Origin of the sequence: Collimonas sp. OK607 (assembly GCF_900111995.1) — a bacterium.
In the GTDB taxonomy this organism is placed as follows: domain Bacteria; phylum Pseudomonadota; class Gammaproteobacteria; order Burkholderiales; family Burkholderiaceae_D; genus Collimonas.
Window position 1 is genome coordinate 1 of sequence record NZ_FOKF01000008.1, and the last position, 22,343, is coordinate 22,343.

Sequence of the window (22,343 nt, forward strand, 5' to 3'; positions counted from 1 at the left end):
AACCTTAGCAGGTTATATGATGAGCTTATTTGTTTGCCAAGGTGCTCAACACACCGTTTGGACATTCATACCCAACCGACCTCACCCACCCTGGTGAGGTCGGGTTAAAAAACTACTTCTTCTAGATTGCGTTGTGCGTTGCTCCACCTGGAGAACGAACAGCGGTTACAAGTTATGCCTGATGACCATAGCGAGTTGGTACCACCCCTTCCCATCCCGAACAGGACCGTGAAACGACTTTGCGCCGATGATAGTGCTGCAACCAGTGTGAAAGTAGGTCATCGTCAGGCTTTTATTAAAAAACCCTCTGAACAAACGTTCAGAGGGTTTTTGCTTTGGGCGGACGGTTTGTGCAAAATCGAGAAAGAACGTAGGGTGGGCACGAATGCCCACGCGTTACCGTGATAGCCGGAGTGCAAACTTATGCGATACCGACATGCACATGCGTACCGAGTGAATTCCGCGTGGGCACAAAGGCGTGCCCACCCTACGGAGTTCATACCCGATTTGCACAGACATAAAAAAGCCAGTCAGCTTACGCGACTGGCTTTTTGCTTGTTTAACCTGCTTCCCTGCATAAGCAGGGACCCGGCTTAGAATGGATAAGCTACCCGCAATACAGCAAAATTTGCGCCGCTATTCGGTTTCTTGATGCCGCCGTTGGAGAAGTGCTGCAACTTGATGCCGACATCAAGGCCATTGCCGAACACATAACCGGCTCCCAGATGATCGCCAAACTCAAAAGCGGTGGAAAAACGACGGCTATTGTTGTCATACAGATGCGACATCAGATGCACGCCAATGCCGGCTTCACCGTACAGACCCTTTTTATCATTGCTCTGGAAGCGGAACACTGGTGTAAAGCCGATATCCGTCAGGTTTTTCTTCTGCCCAGGAACATTCTGGTACTGGTTCTGACGAAATTCAGCCAGGCTCAAATCCCAATAGCCGCCAAGTTGCGTGCTGCTTCCTTGCCACAAAGCCGTGTTCCAATCCCATTGCACAGCAGCTCGGGCCAGCTGGCTCTTGTTGCCGGTGCCGAGTTCGAAGGATGCGGAGTCAACGGCAAAGCTGCTTGAGTGCACGCCGGCCAGCAGGCAGGCAGCGGCTAGAATCTTGAGTCCGGTTTGTTTTTTTTGCATAAAAGACTTTCGAGCGTAAGAAAATAAAAAGCGAATGACAAACAAGTCGTCGCCATACTCATATGGACAGTCGCGTCAGCCGATCGATTGCCATCGATGCATTTCGAACGGGCTTGCCACGGCGCGCGGCTACAGCCCTAAAGAATAGTCGAAAACCGGAATTGTTGCCGAACTACAGGTAATTCATGTCGTAAAACGGGTAATGACGGGTAATTCCGGCCTCGAAATCAAGCAATGTAAGCGGGCTCAATCCTGCCCGGCACATCAACGCGAAGCGACAAGATGCAGCCAGACAAAGGATATTTTTCAAGCTCGGCAGCGCTGCGCTTTTCACGCACAGTGGTGATGTACAAGGTTCGTAAGTCTTCGTCGCCAAATGCAATCATCGTCGGGCAACGTGCAGGTAAAATCACCTCTTGCAGAATTTCACCGGCGGGCGACAAGCGCAATAACCTGCCACCCTCATACATTGCGCACCAATAGGCATCATCGCTATCGACCGCCGCGCCGTCCGGGCGGCCGCCATAATCAACGGCGCTTTTATCCATGGCGAACTGCTTCAATACTCGGCCTTCGCCAATTTTCCCTGTTGCCAATTCAAACTCGTAACTGCAGATCCTGTGCGCAGTGGTGTCGCTATGGTAAAGCGTACGGTTATCACCACTGAAACCGAGGCCGTTGGACACCGTCACAGGATTGCCCGCAGCTCGCACACTACCTTTTTCGATTGCATATAGCTGGGCCCCCGCATGATCGCGCGGTTCGTAAATCGTGCCAGCCCAGAGGCGGCCGGCAGCATCGCAACGGCCATCATTAAATCGCGCGGTGGCAGTGTCGTACGGCGCATCGGCAATATGCGAGAGTTCACCGCTATCAGTGTTCAAATGCGCCACGCCGGTACGCATGGCGACGATCAGGCCGCCGCTGGAATGACGGCCGATGCAGCCAGGTTCGGCATTCAGTTGCCACATGGAGTGGCGGCCGTCGGCAGGCCTCAGGCGATGCACCTGCATCGCCGAAATGTCGACCCAGTACAGTGCGGCCTCTTCGGCGTGCCACAGCGGGCACTCGCCCAATTGCATCGGCTGGTCGTAAGCAATTCCAATTTGATTCATGAGTTTGATGAATGTGAGGGAGAGGACGGATCAATAAGTGATCCAGAGGACCTCCCCGGTATCAATACCGGGGAGGTACTGCAACTACATTTTTTTCAGATAAGCTTCAGCAAGATTAACCCAATAGCTGGCGCCGATCGGCAGCAGATCATCGTTGAAATCATAACTGGCATTGTGCAGGTTGCACGGGCCGAGGCCATGGCCACCGTCCCTGTGAGAGCCCTCGCCGTTACCGATGAACACGTAGCAGCCGGGCTTGCTCTTCAACATGAACGCGAAATCTTCTGCACCCATGGTCGGCTCCACCAGTGGATTGACATTGTCACTGCCGACCATTGCCTGCAATACGTCAACCACAAACGCGGTCTCTTTGACGTGATTCACCAGCGGCGGATAATTGCGATGGAAACGGAACTCGACTTCCGCGCCGAACGCCGCAGCGGTATGTTGCGCCACTTCCCGCATACGCGCCTCGATCGTATCCAGCACAGCAAGCGAAAACGTACGCACGGTGCCAATCAACGTTGCCTCATCCGGAATCACATTGGTAGCGCTGCCGCTATGAATTTGCGTCACGGAGAGAACAGCCGGATCGTTCGGATTGATATTGCGCGAGACGATGGTCTGCCAGCTTTGCGCTATCTGTACCGCGACCATGACCGGATCTATGCTCTTGTGCGGTTGCGCAGCATGCGAACCTTTGCCTTTGACGATCACTTCGAACTCATTACTGGAAGCCATCATCGGCCCGGGCGTGACGCCAAAGCTGCCAGTCGGCATGCCCGGCCAGTTATGCATGCCGAACACCGCTTCCATCGGATATTTTTCAAACAAACCATCATCGATCATGCGTTGCGCACCGCCGCCACCTTCTTCGGCCGGCTGGAAAATCAGGTACACAGTGCCGTCGAAATTGCGATGCTGGGCCAGATGATGCGCCGCACCAAGCAGCATCGCAGTGTGGCCGTCATGTCCACAAGCGTGCATCTTGCCCTGATGTTGGGAAGCATGCGGGAAAGTATTCAACTCTTGCATCGGCAAGGCATCCATATCGGCTCGCAAGCCGATCGCACGGTCGCTATTACCATTTTTTACAATGCCAACCACGCCGGTGACGCCCATGCCGCGCGCAATAGGAATCTGCCATTCGGTCAGCTTGCGGGCCACCACATCGGAGGTCCGCTGTTCTTCGTAGTTGAGTTCGGGATGCGCATGCAAATCACGTCGGATTGTCTGCAGTTCTGCCTGGAAGGCAATGATCGGGTCGATCAAATTCATATTGTGCTCCTGATATGTGGCACGCCTCTTGCCCGCAAAATTGATGAATGGCGTAACGTCCAGAATGTGTATATTACGCCTACACGGTCCGTCGATGTTCATTCACAGGAGAGCATGACAGTGCGGCCAGGATCGCCAACCTGTTTCCCGGTTTGCGAGGAGACGGTGTTTGCACACGCAATCACCAGTATACTCAGACATTGCTGGCATCGGCGCCCGAGCTCGAGGTCCGGCACCTGGAATTTTTTGCGGTAAAAGGAGAAATTCCATCGCCGCTGCATCCGCCGTCGGGTTGCCATTTCCATCCGCGCTGTCCACATGCAGTGCCGCGCTGTAAAGTAGAGAAGCCGGCATTAAAAGAAATCAGCGCCAAACATTTTTCCGCCTGCAATCTGAACGATGGCACGGCATAAAGGACACGACATGAGCACTTCGAACACCGCAAATACTTTGAACAATACCGGATTAATACCTTCGGCCGAAGTCTTGGCCATGATCGAACGCTTGATTGCCTTCCAGACCGTATCGCGCGATTCCAACCTGGGATTGATCGAATGGACCCGCGATTACCTGGCCGGCCTTGGCGTTACATCGCGTCTGACCTACGACGCCAGCGGCAAGAAGGCCAATCTGTTTGCAACGCTGGGTGACGGTCCTAAACCCGGCCTGATTTTGTCCGGCCACACCGACGTGGTGCCGGTCGAAGGACAGGCCTGGGATACCGATCCGTTCAAGGCAACCGTCAAGGATGGCTTGTTGTATGGCCGCGGTTCGGCCGACATGAAGAGCTACATCGCCACCGCGCTGGCGCTGGCGCCGCAATTCCTGGCGGCGGGGATGGATGCACCGCTGCACTTTGCCTTGTCGTATGACGAAGAAGTCGGCTGTATCGGCGTACAGGGATTGATCAAGGATTTGCAGGAACTGGGATTGAAGCCGGCGGGCTGCATTGTCGGTGAACCGACTTCCATGCAACCGATCATCGCGCATAAAGGCACGCATCGTTTCCGTTGCTGCATCCGCGGCCGCGAAGCGCATTCCAGCTACACCACCATGGGTGTCAATTCGATCGAGTACGCGGCGCGCATCATCGTCTATATCCGCCAGATGGCGGATCGCTTTGCCCAGCTGGAGACACGCGATTACGGATTTACGGTTCCCTACACCACCATGCAGACGGGGGTGATACACGGCGGGCTGGCATCGAATATCGTGCCCAAGGATTGCAAATTCGAGTTCGAGGCGCGCACCATGCCGGGCATTGACGTCGAGAACTTGTACCAGGAAATCCAGAGCTTCGCCGCCACGCTGCTACCAGAAATGCAGAAGGTGGAGCCGGATGCGGCAATCGATTTCGAATGGCTGGCATCGGCTCCCGGCCTCAGCATGCAGGAGAGCGACGCCGTGGTTCAGTTGGCCTCGGCATTGGCGCGCAACAAGCCGAATGGCGCGGTTTCCTACGGGACCGAAGCGGGCTTGTTCCAGCGTGCCGGCATTCCAACCGTGGTCTGCGGCCCCGGCAGCATTGAACAGGCACACCGGCCGAACGAATTCGTGGCGCTGGAACAAGTCGCTCAATGCGAGGCTTTCATGTTGCGCTTGATGGATCCTGAGATGCAATTGCAAATCAGAAAGTAAACAGAAGCGATCAAATGCATCTTGTTTGAGCGGATTTTGCTAAAGTAGCGTATTGAAGCGCCTTGGTTCTGATGACATTATGACTACTACTACCGTTCGTGCGGCCTGCCCGCACGATTGCCCCGATACCTGCGCGCTGTTGGTGACTGTCACCGACGGCGTCGCCACCGAAGTTCGTGGCGATCCCGATCATCCAACTACCGCCGGCGTGCTGTGCACCAAGGTCTCGCGTTATACCGAACGGACTTATCACAAGGACCGCTTGCTGCATCCGCTCAAGCGAGTCGGCAAAAAGGGCGAGGGGAAATTCGTACAGATCAGCTGGGACGAGGCGATCGCCACGATTGCCGGACGGCTGGGCGAGATTGCCGCCCGTAATCCGCAAGCTATCCTGCCCTACAGCTACGCCGGCACCATGGGTCTGGTGCAGGGCGAGTCGATGTCGATGCGTTTTTTCAACCGCATTGGCGCTTCGCTGCTGGATCGCACCATTTGCGCCGCGGCCGGTGGCGCCGGTTATAAATATACGATCGGCGCCAGGATCGGCACCGATCTCGAACAATTCCAGAACGCCAGGCTGATCCTGATCTGGGGCGGCAATCCGATTGCATCCAACCTGCATTTCTGGATGCGAGCACAGGAAGCCAAGCGGCGCGGCGCCAAGCTGATCGCGATTGATCCTTACCGCTCCCTGAGCGCAGACAAATGCCATCAGCATATCGCCTTGCTGCCGGGGACCGATTCCGCCTTGGCGCTTGGCATGATGCATGTACTGATCGCAGAAGACCTGCTGGACCACGACTACATCGCCCAATACACGCTCGGTTTCGAACAGCTGAAACATCAAGTATCAATATGGACACCTGAAAAGACCGCGGAGGTTTGCGGTATCAGCGCCGAGGAAGTACTGGAGCTGGCGCGTAGTTACGGCGGTGCGGCGTTGCGTGGCGAAGCGGCGGCGATTCGCGTGAATTATGGCTTGCAGCGCGTGCATGGCGGCGGCATGGCGGTACGCAATATCACTTGCCTGCCGGCGTTGGTCGGCGCCTGGCGCCATGCTGCGGGCGGCGTGCAGTTGTCGTCATCGGATAGTTTTCCAAAGAATAACCACGCTTTGCAGCGTCCCGATTTTTTGACCAAACAAGGGCTGGCGCCGCGTACCATCAACATGAGCACCATTGGCGACGATTTGTTGCGTGAAACATCGCCGGAATTCGGTCCGAAAATCGAAGCCTTGATCGTGTATAACTCGAATCCGGTAGCGGTAGCGCCGGAGTCCAGCGTCGTCGCCCGAGGTTTCGCACGTGAAGATTTATTCACCGTGGTGCTGGAGCATTTTCAAACCGACACCGCCGACTACGCCGACATCGTGCTGCCGGCAACCACGCAGCTGGAACACGTAGACGCGCACTCGGCCTACGGCCATCTGTACATGCTGGCGAATAATGCCGCGATAGCACCGCTCGGCGAAGCTAAGCCGAATACCGAAATCTTCCGCCTGCTGGCAGCGCGGATGGGTTTCGACGATGCCTGTTTCCGCGAGAGCGACGATGAAATTGCCGCGCAAGCGTTTGACTCAAAAAACGTGCGCGCGGTCCATTTCGACTGGGATTCGCTGAAACAAAAAGGCTGGCAAAAACTGAATGTGCCGGATGCGCCATTCGCCAGCGGCGGCTTCCCGACACCGTCCGGAAAATGCGAGTTCTACAGTGCGCAAATGCGGCAAGACGGCCTCGATCCTCTGCCGACTTATATCGCACCGTATGAGTCGCTGGCCAGCAATCCCGAACTGGCCAGGAAATATCCGCTGGCGATGATTTCGCCGCCGGCGCGCAACTTCCTCAACTCCAGTTTCGTCAACGTTAAAAGCCTGCGCGATACCGAAGGCGAACCGCATCTGGACATGCACCCGGCGGATGCCGGGAAAAGGGCCTTGGTAAGCGGCGATACCGTGCGTATCTATAACGATCGCGGCAGTTTCAACGCCAAACTGAGGGTCACCGATAAGGCCAGGATCGGACTAGTGGTGGGTTTATCGATCTGGTGGAAAAAAATGGCCAGTGACGGCAAGAACGCCAACGAAGTCACCAACCAGCGGCTGACCGACATGGGCAGGGCGCCGACATTTTACGACGTCCTGGTGGAAGTTGAAAAAGCACCGCACGGGGATAGTTCCGCTGCATGAATATCCGGCTGCCCACGGTTGTATTGTTAGCCGTGCTGGTAGCCGGATGTGCGCAGCTGGCCTATTACGGGCAGGCTGCAAATGGCGAGTTCACCTTGTTGGATCGGGCCCGTCCGATTGACGATTGGCTGACCGACCCGGGCATCGATGTCGGTCTCAAGGCCAAGCTGCAACGCACCAGGCAAATGCGCCGTTTCGCAGTGAGCGAGCTAGGCCTGCCTGACAATCGCAGTTACACGGAATACGCTGATCTGAAGCGGCCGTTCGCGCTGTGGAATGTGGTGGCGGCGCCGGCCCTGTCGCTGGTGCCCAAGCAGTGGTGTTTCCCGATTGCCGGCTGCGTCAATTATCGGGGTTATTTCAATCAGGGCGCCGCACAGAAATTCGCCGCCGGCTTGCGCCAGCAAGGCTACGATGTTCAGGTCAGCGGCGTACCTGCCTATTCCACGCTCGGCTGGTTTAACGATCCGCTGTTGTCGACCTTTATCCGCTATCCCGACGGCGAGCTGGCGCGCCTGATTTTCCATGAATTGGCGCATCAGACTGTCTACGCGAAAGACGATACGCAATTCAACGAATCGTTCGCCACCACTGTCGAACAGGCCGGTGTCGAGCGGTGGCTGCAGGCGGTAGGCAATCAAAAAACCCGCGACGCCTACGTCCAGTTTGAAGGACGTAAAGAAGAGTTCGTGGCGCTGCTGATGCAGTACCGGCAACGCCTCTCAGGCAACTATGCGAGTGATCTCAGCGATGCGCAAAAATTGCAGCAGAAGGCAGCAATTTTCCTGGCCTTGCAAGCCGATTATCAAGTACTCAAAACAAAGTGGGGTGGCTACACCGGATACGACCGCTGGTTTTCCGAACCGTTGTCGAACGCCCATCTGGCGTTGGTGGCGACTTACTACGAGCTGGTGCCGGGTTTCAAGGCTTTACTGGCGCAACAGCACACCTTCCCGAAATTTTATGCGGCTGTCGCAAGGCTGGCCGCTCTCAGTAAAGACGAGAGGCATCGCCAGCTGGAACAGCTGGCGAAAACCCGGCCAACGTAAGTTTATCTTGGTTACAATAACAAGATGACATTTAACGCCGACCTGCATCGCAATACGTTGAAATTGCCCAATCGCCTGGCGTCTAGTGGCAATGGGATCTATGACACTGCGCTGGAAATGAGCGTGCTGGATGCGGGTCCGGAATTTGATCGAGGCCCCAGGAGCCAGCAACCGACCATGGTGTTCATCCACGGCTTTGGCGGCCGAGCCGCCTACTGGGAATACCAGCTGGAGCAATTCCAGCTCGACTACCGGGTGATTGCGCTCGATCTGCGCGGACACGGCTATAGCGACGCACCGACAGCGGCCGAAGGGGCCAGCTACGATATACCCGAGCTGGTCGCAGATATCACCGCGGCCCTGGACCAGCTGGACCTGCCGCCACGTTTCATCCTGGTTTGCCATTCATTCGGCGGTGCGCTGTCTTCCTATTTCCTCAAGCAGTTTCCGGAGCGCGTTTCGGCACTGATCATGATTGCCTCGGCAGCGCGCTTCCGCCTGCGTCTGGCCGGCCGTATCTTGCTGCGCATGCCGCCGCCGCTGTTTGACTTGATGCGCAGATTGATGCCGTATGTCGGCATCACCGCGGCCCGGATTTATCCGCCGTCGCACGTGGTGTACCTGCAAAATAAAAATGCCTTGCTGTCGTGGGACGGCACCGAATATCTACGTGTGATCAAGGTGCCTACGCTGGTGATCCTCGGGCACCGCGATATCCTGTTCGACGAAGCGGCGTACAAGGAAGTGGCGCGTTTGATTCCGGGAGCGGAAGAAGTGGTGGTGCCGGTTTCTGCTCATCAGGTCATGGTGGAACGGCCCGATGCCGTGAATCGCGCGATACAACGATTCTTGCAGATGCAATCTGATCCGTCGGAACTGGCGGAGCGCCGGGCGCAGCAAAAAGCCGAACGGCGCGCAGCCCGCAAGCAACTCGAAGCCGAGCGTCCATGGCTGAAATTCTACGATGCCCGCACGCCTTACCGTATCAAGATGCCGACAGTACCTTTGCCACGCTTGCTGGAGGCTACCGCCAGGCGCTTTGCCAAAACCACCGCACTGTCATATCGCGGCGGAAAGATCGACTGGCGCGAACTGGATCGGCAAGCCAATCGTTTTGCCCATGGCTTGCTCGACATGCGTATCAAGCCCGGAGACCGGGTCTTGCTGGCCTTGCCGAACATACCGTCTTTGGTAATCGCCTATTTCGGTGTCTTGAAAGCTGGCGCGGTTGCGGTGCTCAGCGATGCCGCCACGCCTAAAGAAGTGCTGTTGACGCGGATCGCAGATGCCACTGCAGTGATGCTGGTGACGACCACCGACAGGTATGACGATTTGCGTGACGCGTTGCAAAGCGACAGCCGTGCAGCTGGCTTGCGGCGTGTGATATTTGCTTCGATGATCGATCACATGGGCTTGCGCGAGAAGTTGAAATTCGCTGTCTTGCATCATGTGCAGGAAGGACATTGGCTGCCTTGGTTCCGTCAGGACAAACAACATCGCAGGCATGAACGGCGTTACCTGAAGTTCAAGCAAGTGCTGGGGCGCGGCACGGTTGCGCCGATGGAGCTTGTGCAAGATATCGAAGCTATCGCGGTGGTGGTCTATACTTACGGCGCCACCGGTACGCCGCTGCCGGTGGCGCTTTCGCATCGCAATCTGGCGGCAAATGCCTTGCAACTGCGTCATTGGCTGCCGGAATCGAGGCCAGGCGATGAACGTTTCCTTGCACAGCAGCCGTTATCCACTGCCTACGGCCTGACCGGCTTGTTGCATCTCGGCGTGTACCTCGGGGCGACCCTGATCCTGTTGCCGGGATCCGAGCTGGAGCCTCTGCTAAAGACCGTCAAGAAAATGCGGCCGACTTACTTCCCGACTACGCCGCGCATGGTGCGCGAGCTGGCGCACACGCCTGGCGTGCGGCGCTACGGCCTGGCCTCGATCCGGGTCTGCGCCGTCAGCGGTTCGCCGCTGGCCCAGGAAATTCGCGAAGAATTTGAAAAGCTGACGCGCGGCCGCCTGGTCGAAGCCTATGGCCTGACCGAAGCATCGCCGGCGGTGCTGGCCATGCCATTGACCGCGCACCGCCATCCGGGCGCAGTAGGCGTGCCGCTGCCCGATACGGAAGTGAAAGTGGTCGATCTGGATACCGACGCCGAACTACCCAGCGATACCTTGGGTGAGCTATGGGTGCGCGGGCCGCAGTTATTCGCCGGTTACGATCATGGCCATGCAGGCGCTGCCGGCCATGATGTGACGCAGGTTGCCAATGCGACAGCATTGAATCTGATTGCCAGAAAAATAACCAAAGAACGTCTGCATGATGGCTGGCTGGCCACCGGCGACGTCGCCAGCATCGACGATGACGGTTTTGTTTCTATCATCGACCGCAAGAGTAATATGTTGGTACGAGGCGGCCAGCGTGTGTTTCCCCGGCAGATCGAGGAAGTCTTGTTTGAGCATCCGGCAGTGGCGGTAGCCCATGTGAAATGGAGCCTGGACGAGGATGGCGTCAAGCATCTGCGGGCAGAGATTTTGCTGCACAACAACATGAGGCTGAGTGTCGAAGATTTGCTCAAATATGCATCAAAACGCTTGCATGCCGACGCTTTGCCCGATAGCATCGCGATAGAATAAAAAAATACAACCGTGCTTTTTTTTGGCGGATTCGGTAATATCCCCTACAGGCGTGTTTTCTTCCAGTGAAACAAGCCAAAACAATGCATTTATAACAAGCAGAGACTAAAGGCAGAACATGGATAAATTTTGGCTCAAATCGTATCCTGAAGGTGTGGCCACCGAGATTGACTTCACGCAATATCAATCCCTGGTGCAGTTGCTGGAAGAAGCGTTTCAGAAATACGCAACGCGCAACGCCTATGCCTGCATGGGTAAATACCTGACTTATGCCGAGGTCGACCAGTTGTCGCGCAAGGTAGGCGCCTGGTTGCAAAGCAAGGGCCTGGAAAAGGGCGCACGCGTCGCCATCATGATGCCTAACGTGCTGCAATATCCGGTGGCGATTGCCGCCATTTTGCGTGCCGGCTACACCGTGGTGAACGTCAATCCTTTATATACGCCGCGTGAGCTCGAGCATCAGCTGAATGATTCCGGCGCGGAAGCCATCTTCATTCTGGAAAACTTCGCCACTACGTTGCAGCAAGTTGTCGCGCGGACCAAAATCAAGCATGTGGTGGTTGCCAGCATGGGTGACCTGATGGGTGTCAAAGGCTTGCTGGTCAATCTGGTGGTGCGCCATGTCAAGAAAATGGTGCCAGGTTATTCGCTGCCAGGTTCTGTACCATTCAACAGCGTATTGTCGCAAGCGTCGTCGCTGCAATTGAAACCGGTTGGTCTGATGCCAGACGACGTCGCTTTCCTGCAGTATACCGGCGGCACGACTGGCGTCTCCAAGGGCGCAACACTGACGCATCGCAATGTTGTCGCCAACGTGCTGCAGGCCGAAGCCTGGCTCTCTCCTGGTTTGGCGAAAGGCCCGAAAGTCGAGCAACTGGCTTTTGTCTGTGCCTTGCCGCTGTACCACATCTTCGCATTGACGGTCTGCGGCATGCTCGGCATGCGCGAGGGCGCCTTGAATCTGCTGATCCCGAATCCGCGCGACATCGCCGGCTTGATCAAGGAAATGTCGAAATATCAGATCAATACTTTCCCGGCGGTCAATACGCTGTACAACGCCTTGTTGCATCATCCCGATTTTGCCAAGCTGGATTTCTCCGGATATCGCGTATGCGTCGGTGGCGGCATGGCAGTGCAAAAAGCGGTTGCGGACAAATGGAAAGAAGTTACCGGCTGCCCGATTATCGAAGGTTACGGCTTGTCGGAAACATCGCCTATCGCTTGCGCCAATCCATGCACAATCACCGAATACAGCGGCACCATCGGCTTGCCTTTGCCGTCGACTGAAATCGCGATCCTGGACGATGCCGGTAATCCGGTACCTCTGGGGCAGGCCGGCGAAATCGCCATTCGCGGTCCGCAAGTCATGCGCGGTTACTGGAACCGTGACGACGAAACCGCCAAGGTCATGACGGCTGACGGCTTTTTCAAATCCGGCGATATCGGCATCATGGATGAGCGCGGCTATACCAAGATTGTCGACCGCAAGAAGGACATGATCCTGGTGTCCGGCTTCAATGTGTATCCGAATGAAGTCGAAGGCGTGGTGGTGCAGCATCCAGGCGTGCTGGAATGTGCTTGCGTCGGCGTGCCGGACGAACATGCCGGTGAAGTGGTGAAGATTTTCGTGGTGCGCAAAGATCCGTCGCTGACGGCCGAGCAGCTGATGGCTTACTGCCGTGAGCAGTTGACGGGTTACAAGCGGCCGAAATATATCGAGTTCCGCAACGATCTGCCGAAGACGAATGTCGGCAAGATTTTGCGCCGTGAATTGCGCGATGAAAAGCCGGCCGAGCAAAAGCAGGCAGCTTAATACTTTATCCGTAGGGTGGGCACGCTTTTGTGCCCACGCGTGAACTCACACCACGCACATGCGCCTATTTCCGCGCCGCGAGGATTTGTACTCCGGTTATCGCGGTCACGCGTGGGCACAAAAGCGTGCCCACCCTACGTGAAAACCCCGGATGTGCCACAAGCACATCCGGGGTTTGTTTTTGGTGCGACGCCGTGGCTACGTCAGGCGTGCTTTTAGTCCGCGTACTACCATTCGGCGAAGCTGCCATCCTTATGGCGCCAGATCGGATTACGCCAGCGGTGGCCGACAGCTGCCCGTTCCTTGACATATTCCTCGTTGATTTCGATGCCAAGCCCCGGTCCTTGCGGGATGGTCACGTAGCCTTTGTCGTAGGCGAATACTTCAGGGTTTTTCACATAGTCGAGCAAGTCGTTGCTCTCGTTGTAGTGAATGCCCAGGCTTTGCTCCTGGATGAACGCGTTGTACGACACTGCGTCAACCTGCAGGCAGGCGGCGAGCGCAATCGGACCGAGCGGGCAGTGCAATGCCACCGCCACGTCGTAGGCTTCAGCCATCGTGGCGATTTTTCGGGTTTCAGTGATACCGCCTGCGTGGGAAACATCTGGCTGGATGATATCGACATAACCTTCGCTCAGGATGCGTTTGAAATCCCAGCGGGAATACAATCGTTCGCCCAGTGCGATCGGGATGCTGGTCAGCGGCGCCAGCTCTTTCAGTGCTTCGTAGTTTTCACTGAGCACCGGCTCTTCGATGAACATCAGCTTGTACGGATCCAGTTCCTTGATCAGGACCTTTGCCATCGGCTTGTGCACCCGGCCGTGAAAATCGACGCCGATGCCGATATGCGGGCCGACTGCCTCACGCACCGCGGCAACGTTGGCCAGCGTCGCTTCCACTTTTTCATACGAATCTACGAATTGCAATTCTTCGGTGCCGTTCATCTTCACTGCGGTGAAGCCGCGCGCTACGGCTTCCTTGGCTGCCGCTGCCGTATCGGCAGGGCGATCGCCGCCGATCCAGGAATACACGCGGATGCTGTCGCGCACCGGCCCGCCCAGCAACTGGCTGACCGACACACCCAACGCCTTGCCCTTGATATCCCACAACGCCTGGTCGATGCCGGCCAATGCGCTCATGTGGATGGCGCCGCCGCGATAAAAGCCGCCGCGATACAGCACCGTCCAATGGTCTTCGATATGGCGCGGATCCTTGCCGATCAGGTAGTCGGACAATTCTTCAACGGCGGCAGCAACGCTATGCACGCGGCCTTCAACTACCGGTTCGCCCCAACCGACCACGCCTTCGTCGGTTTCTATTTTAAGGAAACACCAACGCGGCGGTACGATGTAAGTGGTCAGTTTGGTGATCTTCATAAATCTCGTCTCCTGGTCAATTTTTTTTCGGTGTTTCCGATGACTCTTGCGTCGCACACCATGCAGCGACAAACTTGTTGGCATTCTGGCCGACTTCGTCGGCGCTCAAGCCCGGCTTGTACAGCGCAGATCCCAGGCCGAATCCAGACGCCCCCGCGCTGATGAATGTTGCCAGATTTTCCGGCGTGATGCCGCCTACCGGCAGCAATGCCACTTCGCGCGGAATCACCGCGCGCCATGCCTTGACTACGTTCGGTCCCAATTGCTCGGCCGGGAACATTTTCAAGACGTCGGCGCCGGCAGCCAGAGCGGCAAATGCTTCCGTCACCGTGGCAACCCCGGGCGCGCACACCAGTCCGGCTTGCTTGGCTGCAGCGATCACCACCGGGTCGCTGTGCGGCATCACGATGATCTCGCCGCCGGCCTGTTTGACTGCTGCCACCTGATCCGTCGTCAAGACAGTGCCGGCGCCGATAACGCAGTCTGCAGGCAAACGGTTACGCAGGGTACGGATGCTGTCGAAAGGTTGCGGCGAGTTTAACGGTACTTCAATGATCCGGAAGCCGGCTTCGTACAGTTTCAAACCGATCGCCGCCACTTCGTGCGGCTGGACGCCGCGCAGAATGGCGATCAGTCCGCATTGTTTCATTGCGCTTTTTAACATGATGAATTCCCGATGGTCCAGTTGCTTCTATTTCGATTAAGCATGTTCGATTACGTATGTTGGATTAAGTATGTTTCAGCAAGCCGGCCATCAGCGCCAGCTGCCACAGGCCGCGCTGCGTAGCCTGGGCCACCACTTCGATTTTCCCGAAGCCGTAAGTACGCAACACCTGCGCGTAGCGTTCGCACAAGCTGGCTTCGCCGACCAGCATCACCTGCGCCGCCTGCCGTCCTTGATCGCGCAACATGGTTTGCAACGCGGCGATCTCATGGCCGATCAGCAGTCCGGACAGGTATTCGCTCTGGCCGGCGCCGTCCAGCACGCCGGTCAGCCCGAGTGTGCGCGTGCTGAAGATGGTCGACAACACGCCAGCCTGGCCGGCGGCGGTTTGCGCCACCAGGGCGCCGCGCTCGAATGCGCGCTGTGCTGCGCCGGTGTCACTTTCATTGCCAGCGGCCTGCATGCCGCGCCCGAGAATGGTGTGTCCGCATAGCGCGGCATAGACTTCGCCGGTCATGAACGTATCGAAATGCGCGACCTGGTTTTGTGTTTTTGAGCGATGTATCTGTACCCATTTGGAATGGGTGCCGGGCAAGCCGACCAAGACATCCTGCCCTGGGGCACCCGATACAGCGCCTAGGGTATTCAATACGCCTATCACCTGGGTTTCTTCGCCACGCATGACGTTCGGCAGCATTGAATTCTGGATCAGGCCCGGCACGATGTGGATCAGCTGGCCATCGCGGCTACGCAATGTACTTAAGCCGGCACCGATGTGGTCGACCGCAATCGGCACCTCCAGATACGGAACTTCCTGCCATCCCTGACGGCTGCCCACCATGCCCGCAGCAATGACTGGCGTATCCGGCGCTGTCCGCAGCCAATCGCCGCAAGCTTGCTCGAAAGCGTTTTCGAAACCGGTTTTGTCGTCGCCATCGGTTGCGGGTAATTGCATTACGCCGCAGGGCAGGGCGCGTAACTCCAGCGTCTCGCCATGTGCTCCGAGCCGGTAGGCGCGTAGCGACGAGGTTCCCCAATCGAGCGCGATTAGCTGCGTCTTTGGTTGCGTCGTCAGTTGACTCATTAACTGCGTTTGATGCTGGGCAGGCGGCATGGGTTTGATTAACTTCAAAAATTGCGCGGCAAGATCTGACAACCGCGGTGTGTGGCGTACTTTATTCCGACGGCAATTGCTTGTCAATATATGATATTATGTCCCAATATATGGGATTGCGAATATTTTTTGACGGATTTTGATAATGAGCAAATTGCAGGAATCAACAGAGTTGCGTGACAGCCCGGACAATCCGGCTGCCGGTGCCCCGACAGGCACCCAAACTCTTACGCGCGGACTGGCGGTAATACAGGCGGTGGCCGGCGGCGCGCGCGATTTAAAACAGATCTCGCAAATGCTCGGCACAACCCGCAGCACTACGCACAGGCTGGCGAACTGCCTGGTGCAAGAGCGTTATTTGCGCTTCACGCCGAACGCCGGTTATGTGCTGGGGCCGAAACTGATCGAATTGGGTTTCCAGGCACGCGACGAAGTGTCCCTGAGCGTGGTAGCGCGGCCGTATCTGGAACAACTGGCGGAGCAATCAGGCGACACCATCCATCTGGCCTTGCAGGATGACGACGACGTACTCTATCTGGATAAGATCCCCGGCAAGAAGGGCTTGGAAATGCGCTCGCGCGTAGGGCACAGGATGCCTATCGCCACTACCGGCGTCGGCAAGGCGTTAATGCTGGACATGGGTGAAGATGAATGGAAAACCTTGTACCAGAAGCGCAGCACCGCAACCGGCAACTATGCTTCCGGCTTATTGCCAAAGCGCAGCTGGACCGAGTTTCGCGATCAGATGCGTGGATATGTCAAAGGCGGCTACGCCTTCGATCTGGAAGACAACGAGCCGTCGATACGTTGCGTGGCCGCGCCGATTTATGACGCCAGCCACGTGATTGTCGCCGCCATCAGCGTCTCCAGCACCTTGCCTTATATGCCGTTGAAACGGATGCAAACGCTGATCACCGTGGTGCAAGCTGCAGCTGCCGGTATTTCCAGCGAGCTTGGCGCCAACAAATAAGAACCTGTTTACGATCTGTAGCCTCAGCAAACTACGCTGACCTGTCCGTCAGCTGGTGCTAAACGGCGCGGAAAAACCGGAGTGTACGTTAAGTACGTGAGGATTTTGAGCACCGTTTAGTGCCAGATCACGGGCGCGCAGTAAGATCGGGAACAGGTTCTAAGAAAATATGGCGGCGAATCAGGTCGATAGCGGCGGCAACTGACGCGGCTTGCGCTGCTCATCGGTAGCGACATAAGTCAGCGTCGCTTCAGTGACCTTCACAATTTCCGTCTGCAACCGGTTGCGCTCGGCATACACCTCGACATTGACGGTGATCGAGGTATTGCCGACTTTGACGATCTCAGCGTAAAACGACAGCAGGTCACCGACAAATACCGGGTGCTTGAACAGGAAGGAATTCACTGCAATCGTCGCCACCCGGCCATTGGCGCGGCGCGTGGCCGGCAGCGAGCCGGCAATATCAACTTGCGCCATGATCCAGCCGCCGAAGACATCGCCGTGGACATTGGCGTCAGCTGGCATCGGCATCACGCGCAGTTGCGGCATGGTGTCGGGGGGTAATTGGTTGTTGTTTTGATCAGTCATCTGTTATTTTCCCTGAAGGCTACAATTAGCGCTATACCTAAGACTATTCGGAATTGTCCGTATAGTTCGTAGCTTAAACTATTCCTTAAGATTGTCATCTCATGCGCCACCATTCTTCCACTCCGCCGCCAGACGCCGCAACCACCGGCGGCGCCCAGCCCAAGCGCAGCGACTGGGCCACGCTCAAGACCTTGTTGCCTTATCTCTGGACGTATAAGTGGCGGGTCTCGCTGGCGCTGCTGTTCATGCTGGGCGCCAAGCTGGCCAATGTCGGTGTACCGCTGGTGTTGAAGAAACTGGTGGACAGCATGACCATCACAGTCAGCCATCCGCAGGCGATGCTGGTGCTGCCGCTGGGGATATTGGTCGCCTACGGTGCTCTGCGCCTGAGCACCACCTTGTTTACCGAATTACGCGAATTCGTCTTCGCCCGTGTCACCCAGCGCGCGGTGCGCACCATCGCCTTGCAGGTATTCCGCCATCTGCATTCGCTGTCGCTGCGCTTTCACCTGAATCGCCAGACCGGCGGCATGACGCGCGATATCGAACGCGGTACGCGCGGCATCTCGTCGCTGGTGTCGTACGCCCTGTTCAGCATCTTGCCGACCTTGATCGAAATCTCGCTGGTGCTCGGGTATCTGGTGCTGCATTACGATATCTGGTTCGCCGGGATTACCGTGGTGGCGTTGGTCAGCTATATTACTTTTACTGTCACCGTCACCGAGTGGCGCACCCACTTCCGGCGCACCATGAACGCGCTCGATTCCAGTGCCAATACCAAGGCCATCGATTCCCTGATCAACTACGAAACCGTCAAATATTTCGGCAACGAGGAATACGAAGCGCGGCGTTACGACGATGGTTTGATGCGCTACGAAACCGCGGCGGTGAAATCGCAGACCTCGCTGTCTTTGCTCAATACCGGACAATCGCTGATCATTGCCATCGCCGTGACGTTGATCCTATGGCGCGCTACGCAGGGTGTAATTGATGGCAAGATGACGCTGGGCGATCTGGTGCTGGTCAATTCCTTCATGATCCAGCTCTACATACCGCTGAATTTCCTTGGCGTTATCTACCGTGAGATAAAACAGAGCCTGGCCGACATGGAGCGGCTGTTCCATCTGCTGGATGAAAATCGCGAGATCGCTGATGCCGCGGAGGCGCGGCCGCTATTGACCGGTGGCGCACAGGTGCGGTTTTCGCATGTGGATTTCAGCTACGAAAGCAAGCGCCAGATTTTGTTTGACGTCGATTTCACGATAGCTGCCGGCACCACCACGGCGGTAGTCGGCCACAGCGGTTCCGGCAAGTCCACCTTATCGCGCCTGCTGTTCCGTTTTTACGATATCAACAGCGGCCGCATCACGATCGACGGACAGGATTTGCGCGATGTCACCCAAGCCTCGCTGCGTCAGGCGATCGGTATCGTGCCGCAGGATACGGTGCTGTTCAACGACAGCATCGAGTACAACATCGCCTACGGCAAGCCGGGCGCCACCAAGGCAGAAATCATTGCGGTCGCCAAGGCGGCGCATATCCATGATTTCATCGAATCTCTGCCTGATGGTTATAACTCGATGGTTGGTGAACGTGGCTTGAAATTATCGGGCGGGGAAAAACAACGGGTGGCAATTGCTCGCACTTTGCTGAAAAATCCTGCCGTGCTGATCTTCGATGAAGCCACCTCCGCGCTCGATTCGAAATCCGAACAGGCGATCCAGGCGCAACTGAAAGAAATCGCCAAGGATCGGACCACGCTGGTGATTGCGCATCGTTTGTCGACCATTGCCGACGCCGCGCAAATCCTGGTACTCGATCACGGTCATATCATCGAACGCGGCACGCATGCCCAACTGCTGGCGGCAGACGGCGCTTATGCGCAGATGTGGCTGCGTCAGCAAGCGCACCCTGAAGAGGCGGCGAGCCCGTCGCCTGGTGTCGACGACGGCTACCCCGAAAACGTCGTGCGGATGGTGTAACCGTACAACGCCGATGCAGATTGTTCGCCGGGTGCGCAGCAATTTCCTATGCCGCGATTGCCGACTCGCGTTACGATAGCGGCATGGAAAGCAAATGGTTAGAAGATTTTATTTCGTTGGCGGAAACGCATAGTTTCAGCCGCTCTGCAGAATTGCGTCATGTCACGCAGCCGGCTTTTTCGCGCCGCATCCAGTCGCTGGAGGCTTGGCTGGGAGCAGATCTGATCGACCGCACGTCCTATCCGACGCGCCTGACCGCCGCCGGCGAAGTCTTTTACGAGCAGGCGCTGGAGATGCTGGGCCAGATCAACAACGCCCGTGCGCTGATGCGCGGCAAGCGTCCGACCGGCTTGAGCACCGTCGATTTCGCCGTGCCGCATACCTTGTCGCTGACCTATGTGCCGCGCTGGATCCGCGTGCTGGAGGAGGGTTTCGGGCCGCTCAACACGCGCTTGCTGGCCTTGAATGTGCACGATGCCGTGATGGCCATGGTAGATGGCGGCTGCGATCTGCTGTTGTGCTACCACCATCCGCGCCAGCCGGTACAGCTCGATACCGGCCGCTACGATCTAATCACGCTAGGCAGCGAAGTACTGCGCGCCTACGCCCATTGCAACAAAGCCGGCGTGCCCGATTATGTCTTCCCCGGCAGCGCCGGCGCGCCTCTGCCGTTCCTGTCCTATACCAGCAACGCCTATCTCGGGCGCATGGTGGAATTGATTCTGGCCGACTCCAAGAAGCCGCTTTATCTTGAGAAACGCTATGAAACGGATATGGCGGAAGGTTTGAAAATGATGGCGCTGGAAGGGCATGGAGTGGCGTTTTTGCCGGAGTCCGCCGTGACCCGCGAAGTCAAGCTGAAGCAACTGGCGAGTGTCGACCAGGGCGCGCCTGAGTGGGAAGCCACCATGGAAATCCGTTTGTATCGCGAGCGTCCTACTGCGCAACGGCCGGGCAAACCGGTGGTGGCACGATTGTGGGCCTACCTGTTGCAACAGCAGGAAGATGCGATCAAAGAAGCGGCCAAAGAGGCCGCAAAAAATGCAAAACGCAAAACTCCGCAAGCCCTCGCTTAAATTCTGAGCCGACCAGCTGAGTCGAGCAGCTACCCGGCATTTTCCGATGTTTGCGGGAAAGTCGTATCTGTTACAATAAAATTGCATTTTTAATATCAATGCAAAAAACGCATAGTTACATGCGCACAAAGCATTGGCTTTGCCCTATGCCGTTGTCCTACGATTCGCCACTAGATCGATTTTGCCCCGCTGCAGTCTTTCATGGGGGCCGGTCTGCAACTTCCAGGAGCGCGCAAAAATATGACTATCAAGCACGAAGTTCCATCCTATCTCACGCAACATGGCATTGGCCCATGGGGCGACTATCTCGAACAAATCGATCGCGTAACACCTTATCTTGGTAATTTGGCCCGCTGGGTTGAAACCATGAAACGTCCGAAGCGGATGCTGATCGTCGACGTCCCTATCGAACGTGACGACGGCACCATTGCCCACTTCGAAGGTTACCGCGTCCAGCACAACACATCGCGCGGCCCGGGCAAGGGCGGCGTGCGCTTCCACCAGGACGTAACGCTGTCCGAAGTGATGGCACTGTCGGCCTGGATGACGGTCAAGAACGCCGCTGTCAACGTACCGTACGGCGGCGCCAAAGGCGGTATCCGGGTTGATCCGAAGACTCTGTCGCAAGGTGAATTGCAGCGCATGACGCGCCGCTACACCAGCGAGATCGGCATCATCATCGGCCCTAACAAAGACATCCCGGCGCCGGACGTTAACACCAACGAACAAATCATGGCCTGGATGATGGATACCTACTCCATGAATCAGGGCAGCACTTCATCGGGCGTTGTCACCGGCAAGCCGATTTCATTGGGCGGCAGCCTCGGACGGCGCGAAGCTACCGGCCGCGGCGTGTTCGTGGTGGGTTGCGAAGCTGCAGTCAAGCGTGGCTTGAACATCCACGGCGCCAAGGTTGCCGTGCAGGGCTTCGGTAATGTCGGCGGCATTGCTGCGCGCTTGTTCTCGGAAGCGGGCGCCAAAGTGGTGGCGGTACAAGATCATATCTCTACCGTGATGCGCTCCAGCGGCCTGGATGTGGCGGCGTTGCAAGCCCACGTCAATGCCACAGGCAGCGTCGCCGGTTTCAGCGGCGGCGAAGAAGTCAGCGACCGTGCGCAGTTTTGGGCCGTGGATTGCGATATTTTGGTGCCTGCGGCACTGGAGCAGCAAATCACCGTGGAGAACGCACCGACCATCCGCGCCAAGATCATTCTCGAAGGTGCGAACGGCCCGACCAGCCCGGCAGCAGATGACATCCTGCATGAGAAGGGTGTATTGGTAGTGCCGGACGTGATTGCCAATGCCGGCGGCGTGACAGTCAGTTATTTCGAATGGGTACAGGATTTCTCCAGCTTTTTCTGGACCGAAGATGAAATCAACCTGCGCCTTACCCGCATCATGCGCGAAGCGTTTACCGCAGTCTGGCAACTGGCCGAAGAGAAGAAAGTATCGCTGCGTACTGCGGCATTTATCGTCGCTTGTACCCGTGTGTTGCAGGCGCGTGAGATGCGCGGTTTGTATCCTTGATTGATGTTGCGTTATAGTCGAAATGTTTTGCTCACGCGCAACCGTAAGCCGGTTGCGCGTAAGTCGTCTGGCCCCGGACTTAATCGGGGATTTGTTTGCAAAAGAGTGGCGCGAAAGCAGTCACCGCAGGTAATCAAATGGCTGGCTTGAATATTGCATTAAGGATATTCATTGTAAAAAATCATATCGACA

16 protein-coding genes, 1 rRNA gene and 1 pseudogene are annotated in these 22,343 nt (G+C 56.8%); 11 read left to right on the forward strand and 7 right to left on the reverse strand.

Annotated elements, in window-relative coordinates; all coding sequences use genetic code 11:
- The first annotated feature begins 177 nt into the window (after window positions 1-177).
- Window positions 178-290, forward strand: a 5S ribosomal RNA gene (rrf, locus tag BM029_RS07570).
- A gap of 303 nt (window positions 291-593) precedes the next feature.
- Here the strand turns inward: rrf and BM029_RS07575 are convergent.
- From BM029_RS07575 to BM029_RS07585, 3 genes are all read right to left on the reverse strand, one after another.
- The gene (locus BM029_RS07575; RefSeq protein ID WP_092434298.1) at window positions 594-1,142 is read right to left on the reverse strand and encodes an acyloxyacyl hydrolase; all 549 of its coding nucleotides are present in this window, start codon (window positions 1,140-1,142) and stop codon (window positions 594-596) included.
- Between the two features lie 227 nt (window positions 1,143-1,369).
- Window positions 1,370-2,257 (reverse strand): SMP-30/gluconolactonase/LRE family protein, encoded by an 888-nt coding sequence (locus tag BM029_RS07580; protein ID WP_139217207.1) that lies wholly within the window; start codon window positions 2,255-2,257, stop codon window positions 1,370-1,372.
- Between the two features lie 84 nt (window positions 2,258-2,341).
- Window positions 2,342-3,535 (reverse strand): M20 aminoacylase family protein, encoded by a 1,194-nt coding sequence (locus BM029_RS07585; RefSeq protein WP_092434301.1) that lies wholly within the window; start codon window positions 3,533-3,535, stop codon window positions 2,342-2,344.
- Between the two features lie 179 nt (window positions 3,536-3,714).
- Here BM029_RS07585 and BM029_RS07590 point away from each other — a divergent pair.
- The 6 genes and pseudogenes from BM029_RS07590 to BM029_RS07615 all read left to right on the forward strand — a co-directional run.
- A pseudogene (locus tag BM029_RS07590) lies at window positions 3,715-3,948 on the forward strand (oligopeptide/dipeptide ABC transporter ATP-binding protein); the annotation flags it as partial.
- Between the two features lie 10 nt (window positions 3,949-3,958).
- The gene (argE, locus tag BM029_RS07595) at window positions 3,959-5,173 is read left to right on the forward strand and encodes an acetylornithine deacetylase (protein WP_092434304.1); all 1,215 of its coding nucleotides are present in this window, start codon (window positions 3,959-3,961) and stop codon (window positions 5,171-5,173) included.
- A gap of 79 nt (window positions 5,174-5,252) precedes the next feature.
- On the forward strand, window positions 5,253-7,358 hold the full coding sequence (locus tag BM029_RS07600) for a molybdopterin-containing oxidoreductase family protein (RefSeq protein ID WP_092434307.1): 2,106 nt from the start codon (window positions 5,253-5,255) through the stop codon (window positions 7,356-7,358).
- On the forward strand, window positions 7,355-8,407 hold the full coding sequence (locus tag BM029_RS07605) for an aminopeptidase (RefSeq protein WP_092434310.1): 1,053 nt from the start codon (window positions 7,355-7,357) through the stop codon (window positions 8,405-8,407). Before BM029_RS07600 ends, BM029_RS07605 begins: the two co-directional genes overlap by 4 nt.
- A gap of 24 nt (window positions 8,408-8,431) precedes the next feature.
- Entirely contained in the window at window positions 8,432-11,041 is a 2,610-nt protein-coding gene (locus tag BM029_RS07610) for an alpha/beta fold hydrolase (protein WP_092434313.1), read from the forward strand.
- 118 nt (window positions 11,042-11,159) lie between these two features.
- Complete coding sequence (locus BM029_RS07615; RefSeq protein WP_092434316.1) at window positions 11,160-12,854, forward strand: long-chain fatty acid--CoA ligase; 1,695 nt, start codon at window positions 11,160-11,162, stop codon at window positions 12,852-12,854.
- A 227-nt stretch (window positions 12,855-13,081) separates the two neighbouring features.
- On the opposite strand, the gene dgoD is transcribed toward BM029_RS07615, so the two are convergent.
- From dgoD to BM029_RS07630, 3 genes are all read right to left on the reverse strand, one after another.
- Window positions 13,082-14,230 carry a galactonate dehydratase gene (gene dgoD, locus BM029_RS07620; RefSeq protein WP_092434319.1) on the reverse strand — a complete coding sequence of 383 codons (1,149 nt, stop codon included), beginning with the start codon at window positions 14,228-14,230 and terminating at the stop codon, window positions 13,082-13,084.
- A gap of 16 nt (window positions 14,231-14,246) precedes the next feature.
- The gene (locus BM029_RS07625; RefSeq protein ID WP_092434322.1) at window positions 14,247-14,894 is read right to left on the reverse strand and encodes a 2-dehydro-3-deoxy-6-phosphogalactonate aldolase; all 648 of its coding nucleotides are present in this window, start codon (window positions 14,892-14,894) and stop codon (window positions 14,247-14,249) included.
- A 64-nt stretch (window positions 14,895-14,958) separates the two neighbouring features.
- Window positions 14,959-15,978: a 2-dehydro-3-deoxygalactonokinase gene (locus tag BM029_RS07630; RefSeq protein WP_092434609.1), complete on the reverse strand. Its 1,020-nt coding sequence runs from the start codon at window positions 15,976-15,978 to the stop codon at window positions 14,959-14,961.
- Window positions 15,979-16,153: 175 nt separating this feature from the next.
- Between BM029_RS07630 and BM029_RS07635 the strand changes: the two genes are divergently transcribed.
- Window positions 16,154-16,978 carry an IclR family transcriptional regulator gene (locus BM029_RS07635; protein ID WP_092434325.1) on the forward strand — a complete coding sequence of 275 codons (825 nt, stop codon included), beginning with the start codon at window positions 16,154-16,156 and terminating at the stop codon, window positions 16,976-16,978.
- Window positions 16,979-17,158: 180 nt separating this feature from the next.
- Here BM029_RS07635 and BM029_RS07640 read toward each other — a convergent pair whose 3' ends face one another.
- On the reverse strand, window positions 17,159-17,566 hold the full coding sequence (locus BM029_RS07640) for an acyl-CoA thioesterase (protein WP_092434328.1): 408 nt from the start codon (window positions 17,564-17,566) through the stop codon (window positions 17,159-17,161).
- 101 nt (window positions 17,567-17,667) lie between these two features.
- Here BM029_RS07640 and BM029_RS07645 point away from each other — a divergent pair, with 101 nt between their 5' ends.
- The 3 genes from BM029_RS07645 to BM029_RS07655 all read left to right on the forward strand — a co-directional run bounded on the left by BM029_RS07645 (window position 17,668) and on the right by BM029_RS07655 (window position 22,151).
- Window positions 17,668-19,548: an ABCB family ABC transporter ATP-binding protein/permease gene (locus BM029_RS07645; RefSeq protein WP_092434331.1), complete on the forward strand. Its 1,881-nt coding sequence runs from the start codon at window positions 17,668-17,670 to the stop codon at window positions 19,546-19,548.
- Between the two features lie 83 nt (window positions 19,549-19,631).
- Window positions 19,632-20,624: a LysR family transcriptional regulator gene (locus BM029_RS07650; protein ID WP_092434612.1), complete on the forward strand. Its 993-nt coding sequence runs from the start codon at window positions 19,632-19,634 to the stop codon at window positions 20,622-20,624.
- Between the two features lie 240 nt (window positions 20,625-20,864).
- Window positions 20,865-22,151: a Glu/Leu/Phe/Val family dehydrogenase gene (locus BM029_RS07655; RefSeq protein ID WP_092415448.1), complete on the forward strand. Its 1,287-nt coding sequence runs from the start codon at window positions 20,865-20,867 to the stop codon at window positions 22,149-22,151.
- Window positions 22,152-22,343 lie beyond the last annotated feature (192 nt).

Bases quoted from the DNA above. Each gene is read 5' to 3' on its own strand.
- BM029_RS07575 (WP_092434298.1), bottom strand. From the start codon at position 1,142: ATGCAAAAAAAACAAACCGGACTCAAGATTCTAGCCGCTGCCTGCCTG.
- BM029_RS07580 (WP_139217207.1), bottom strand. From the start codon at position 2,257: ATGAATCAAATTGGAATTGCTTACGACCAGCCGATGCAATTGGGCGAG.
- BM029_RS07585 (WP_092434301.1), bottom strand. From the start codon at position 3,535: ATGAATTTGATCGACCCGATCATTGCCTTCCAGGCAGAACTGCAGACA.
- argE (WP_092434304.1), top strand. From the start codon at position 3,959: ATGAGCACTTCGAACACCGCAAATACTTTGAACAATACCGGATTAATA.
- BM029_RS07600 (WP_092434307.1), top strand. From the start codon at position 5,253: ATGACTACTACTACCGTTCGTGCGGCCTGCCCGCACGATTGCCCCGAT.
- BM029_RS07605 (WP_092434310.1), top strand. From the start codon at position 7,355: ATGAATATCCGGCTGCCCACGGTTGTATTGTTAGCCGTGCTGGTAGCC.
- BM029_RS07610 (WP_092434313.1), top strand. From the start codon at position 8,432: ATGACATTTAACGCCGACCTGCATCGCAATACGTTGAAATTGCCCAAT.
- BM029_RS07615 (WP_092434316.1), top strand. From the start codon at position 11,160: ATGGATAAATTTTGGCTCAAATCGTATCCTGAAGGTGTGGCCACCGAG.
- dgoD (WP_092434319.1), bottom strand. From the start codon at position 14,230: ATGAAGATCACCAAACTGACCACTTACATCGTACCGCCGCGTTGGTGT.
- BM029_RS07625 (WP_092434322.1), bottom strand. From the start codon at position 14,894: ATGTTAAAAAGCGCAATGAAACAATGCGGACTGATCGCCATTCTGCGC.
- BM029_RS07630 (WP_092434609.1), bottom strand. From the start codon at position 15,978: ATGAGTCAACTGACGACGCAACCAAAGACGCAGCTAATCGCGCTCGAT.
- BM029_RS07635 (WP_092434325.1), top strand. From the start codon at position 16,154: ATGAGCAAATTGCAGGAATCAACAGAGTTGCGTGACAGCCCGGACAAT.
- BM029_RS07640 (WP_092434328.1), bottom strand. From the start codon at position 17,566: ATGACTGATCAAAACAACAACCAATTACCCCCCGACACCATGCCGCAA.
- BM029_RS07645 (WP_092434331.1), top strand. From the start codon at position 17,668: ATGCGCCACCATTCTTCCACTCCGCCGCCAGACGCCGCAACCACCGGC.
- BM029_RS07650 (WP_092434612.1), top strand. From the start codon at position 19,632: ATGGAAAGCAAATGGTTAGAAGATTTTATTTCGTTGGCGGAAACGCAT.
- BM029_RS07655 (WP_092415448.1), top strand. From the start codon at position 20,865: ATGACTATCAAGCACGAAGTTCCATCCTATCTCACGCAACATGGCATT.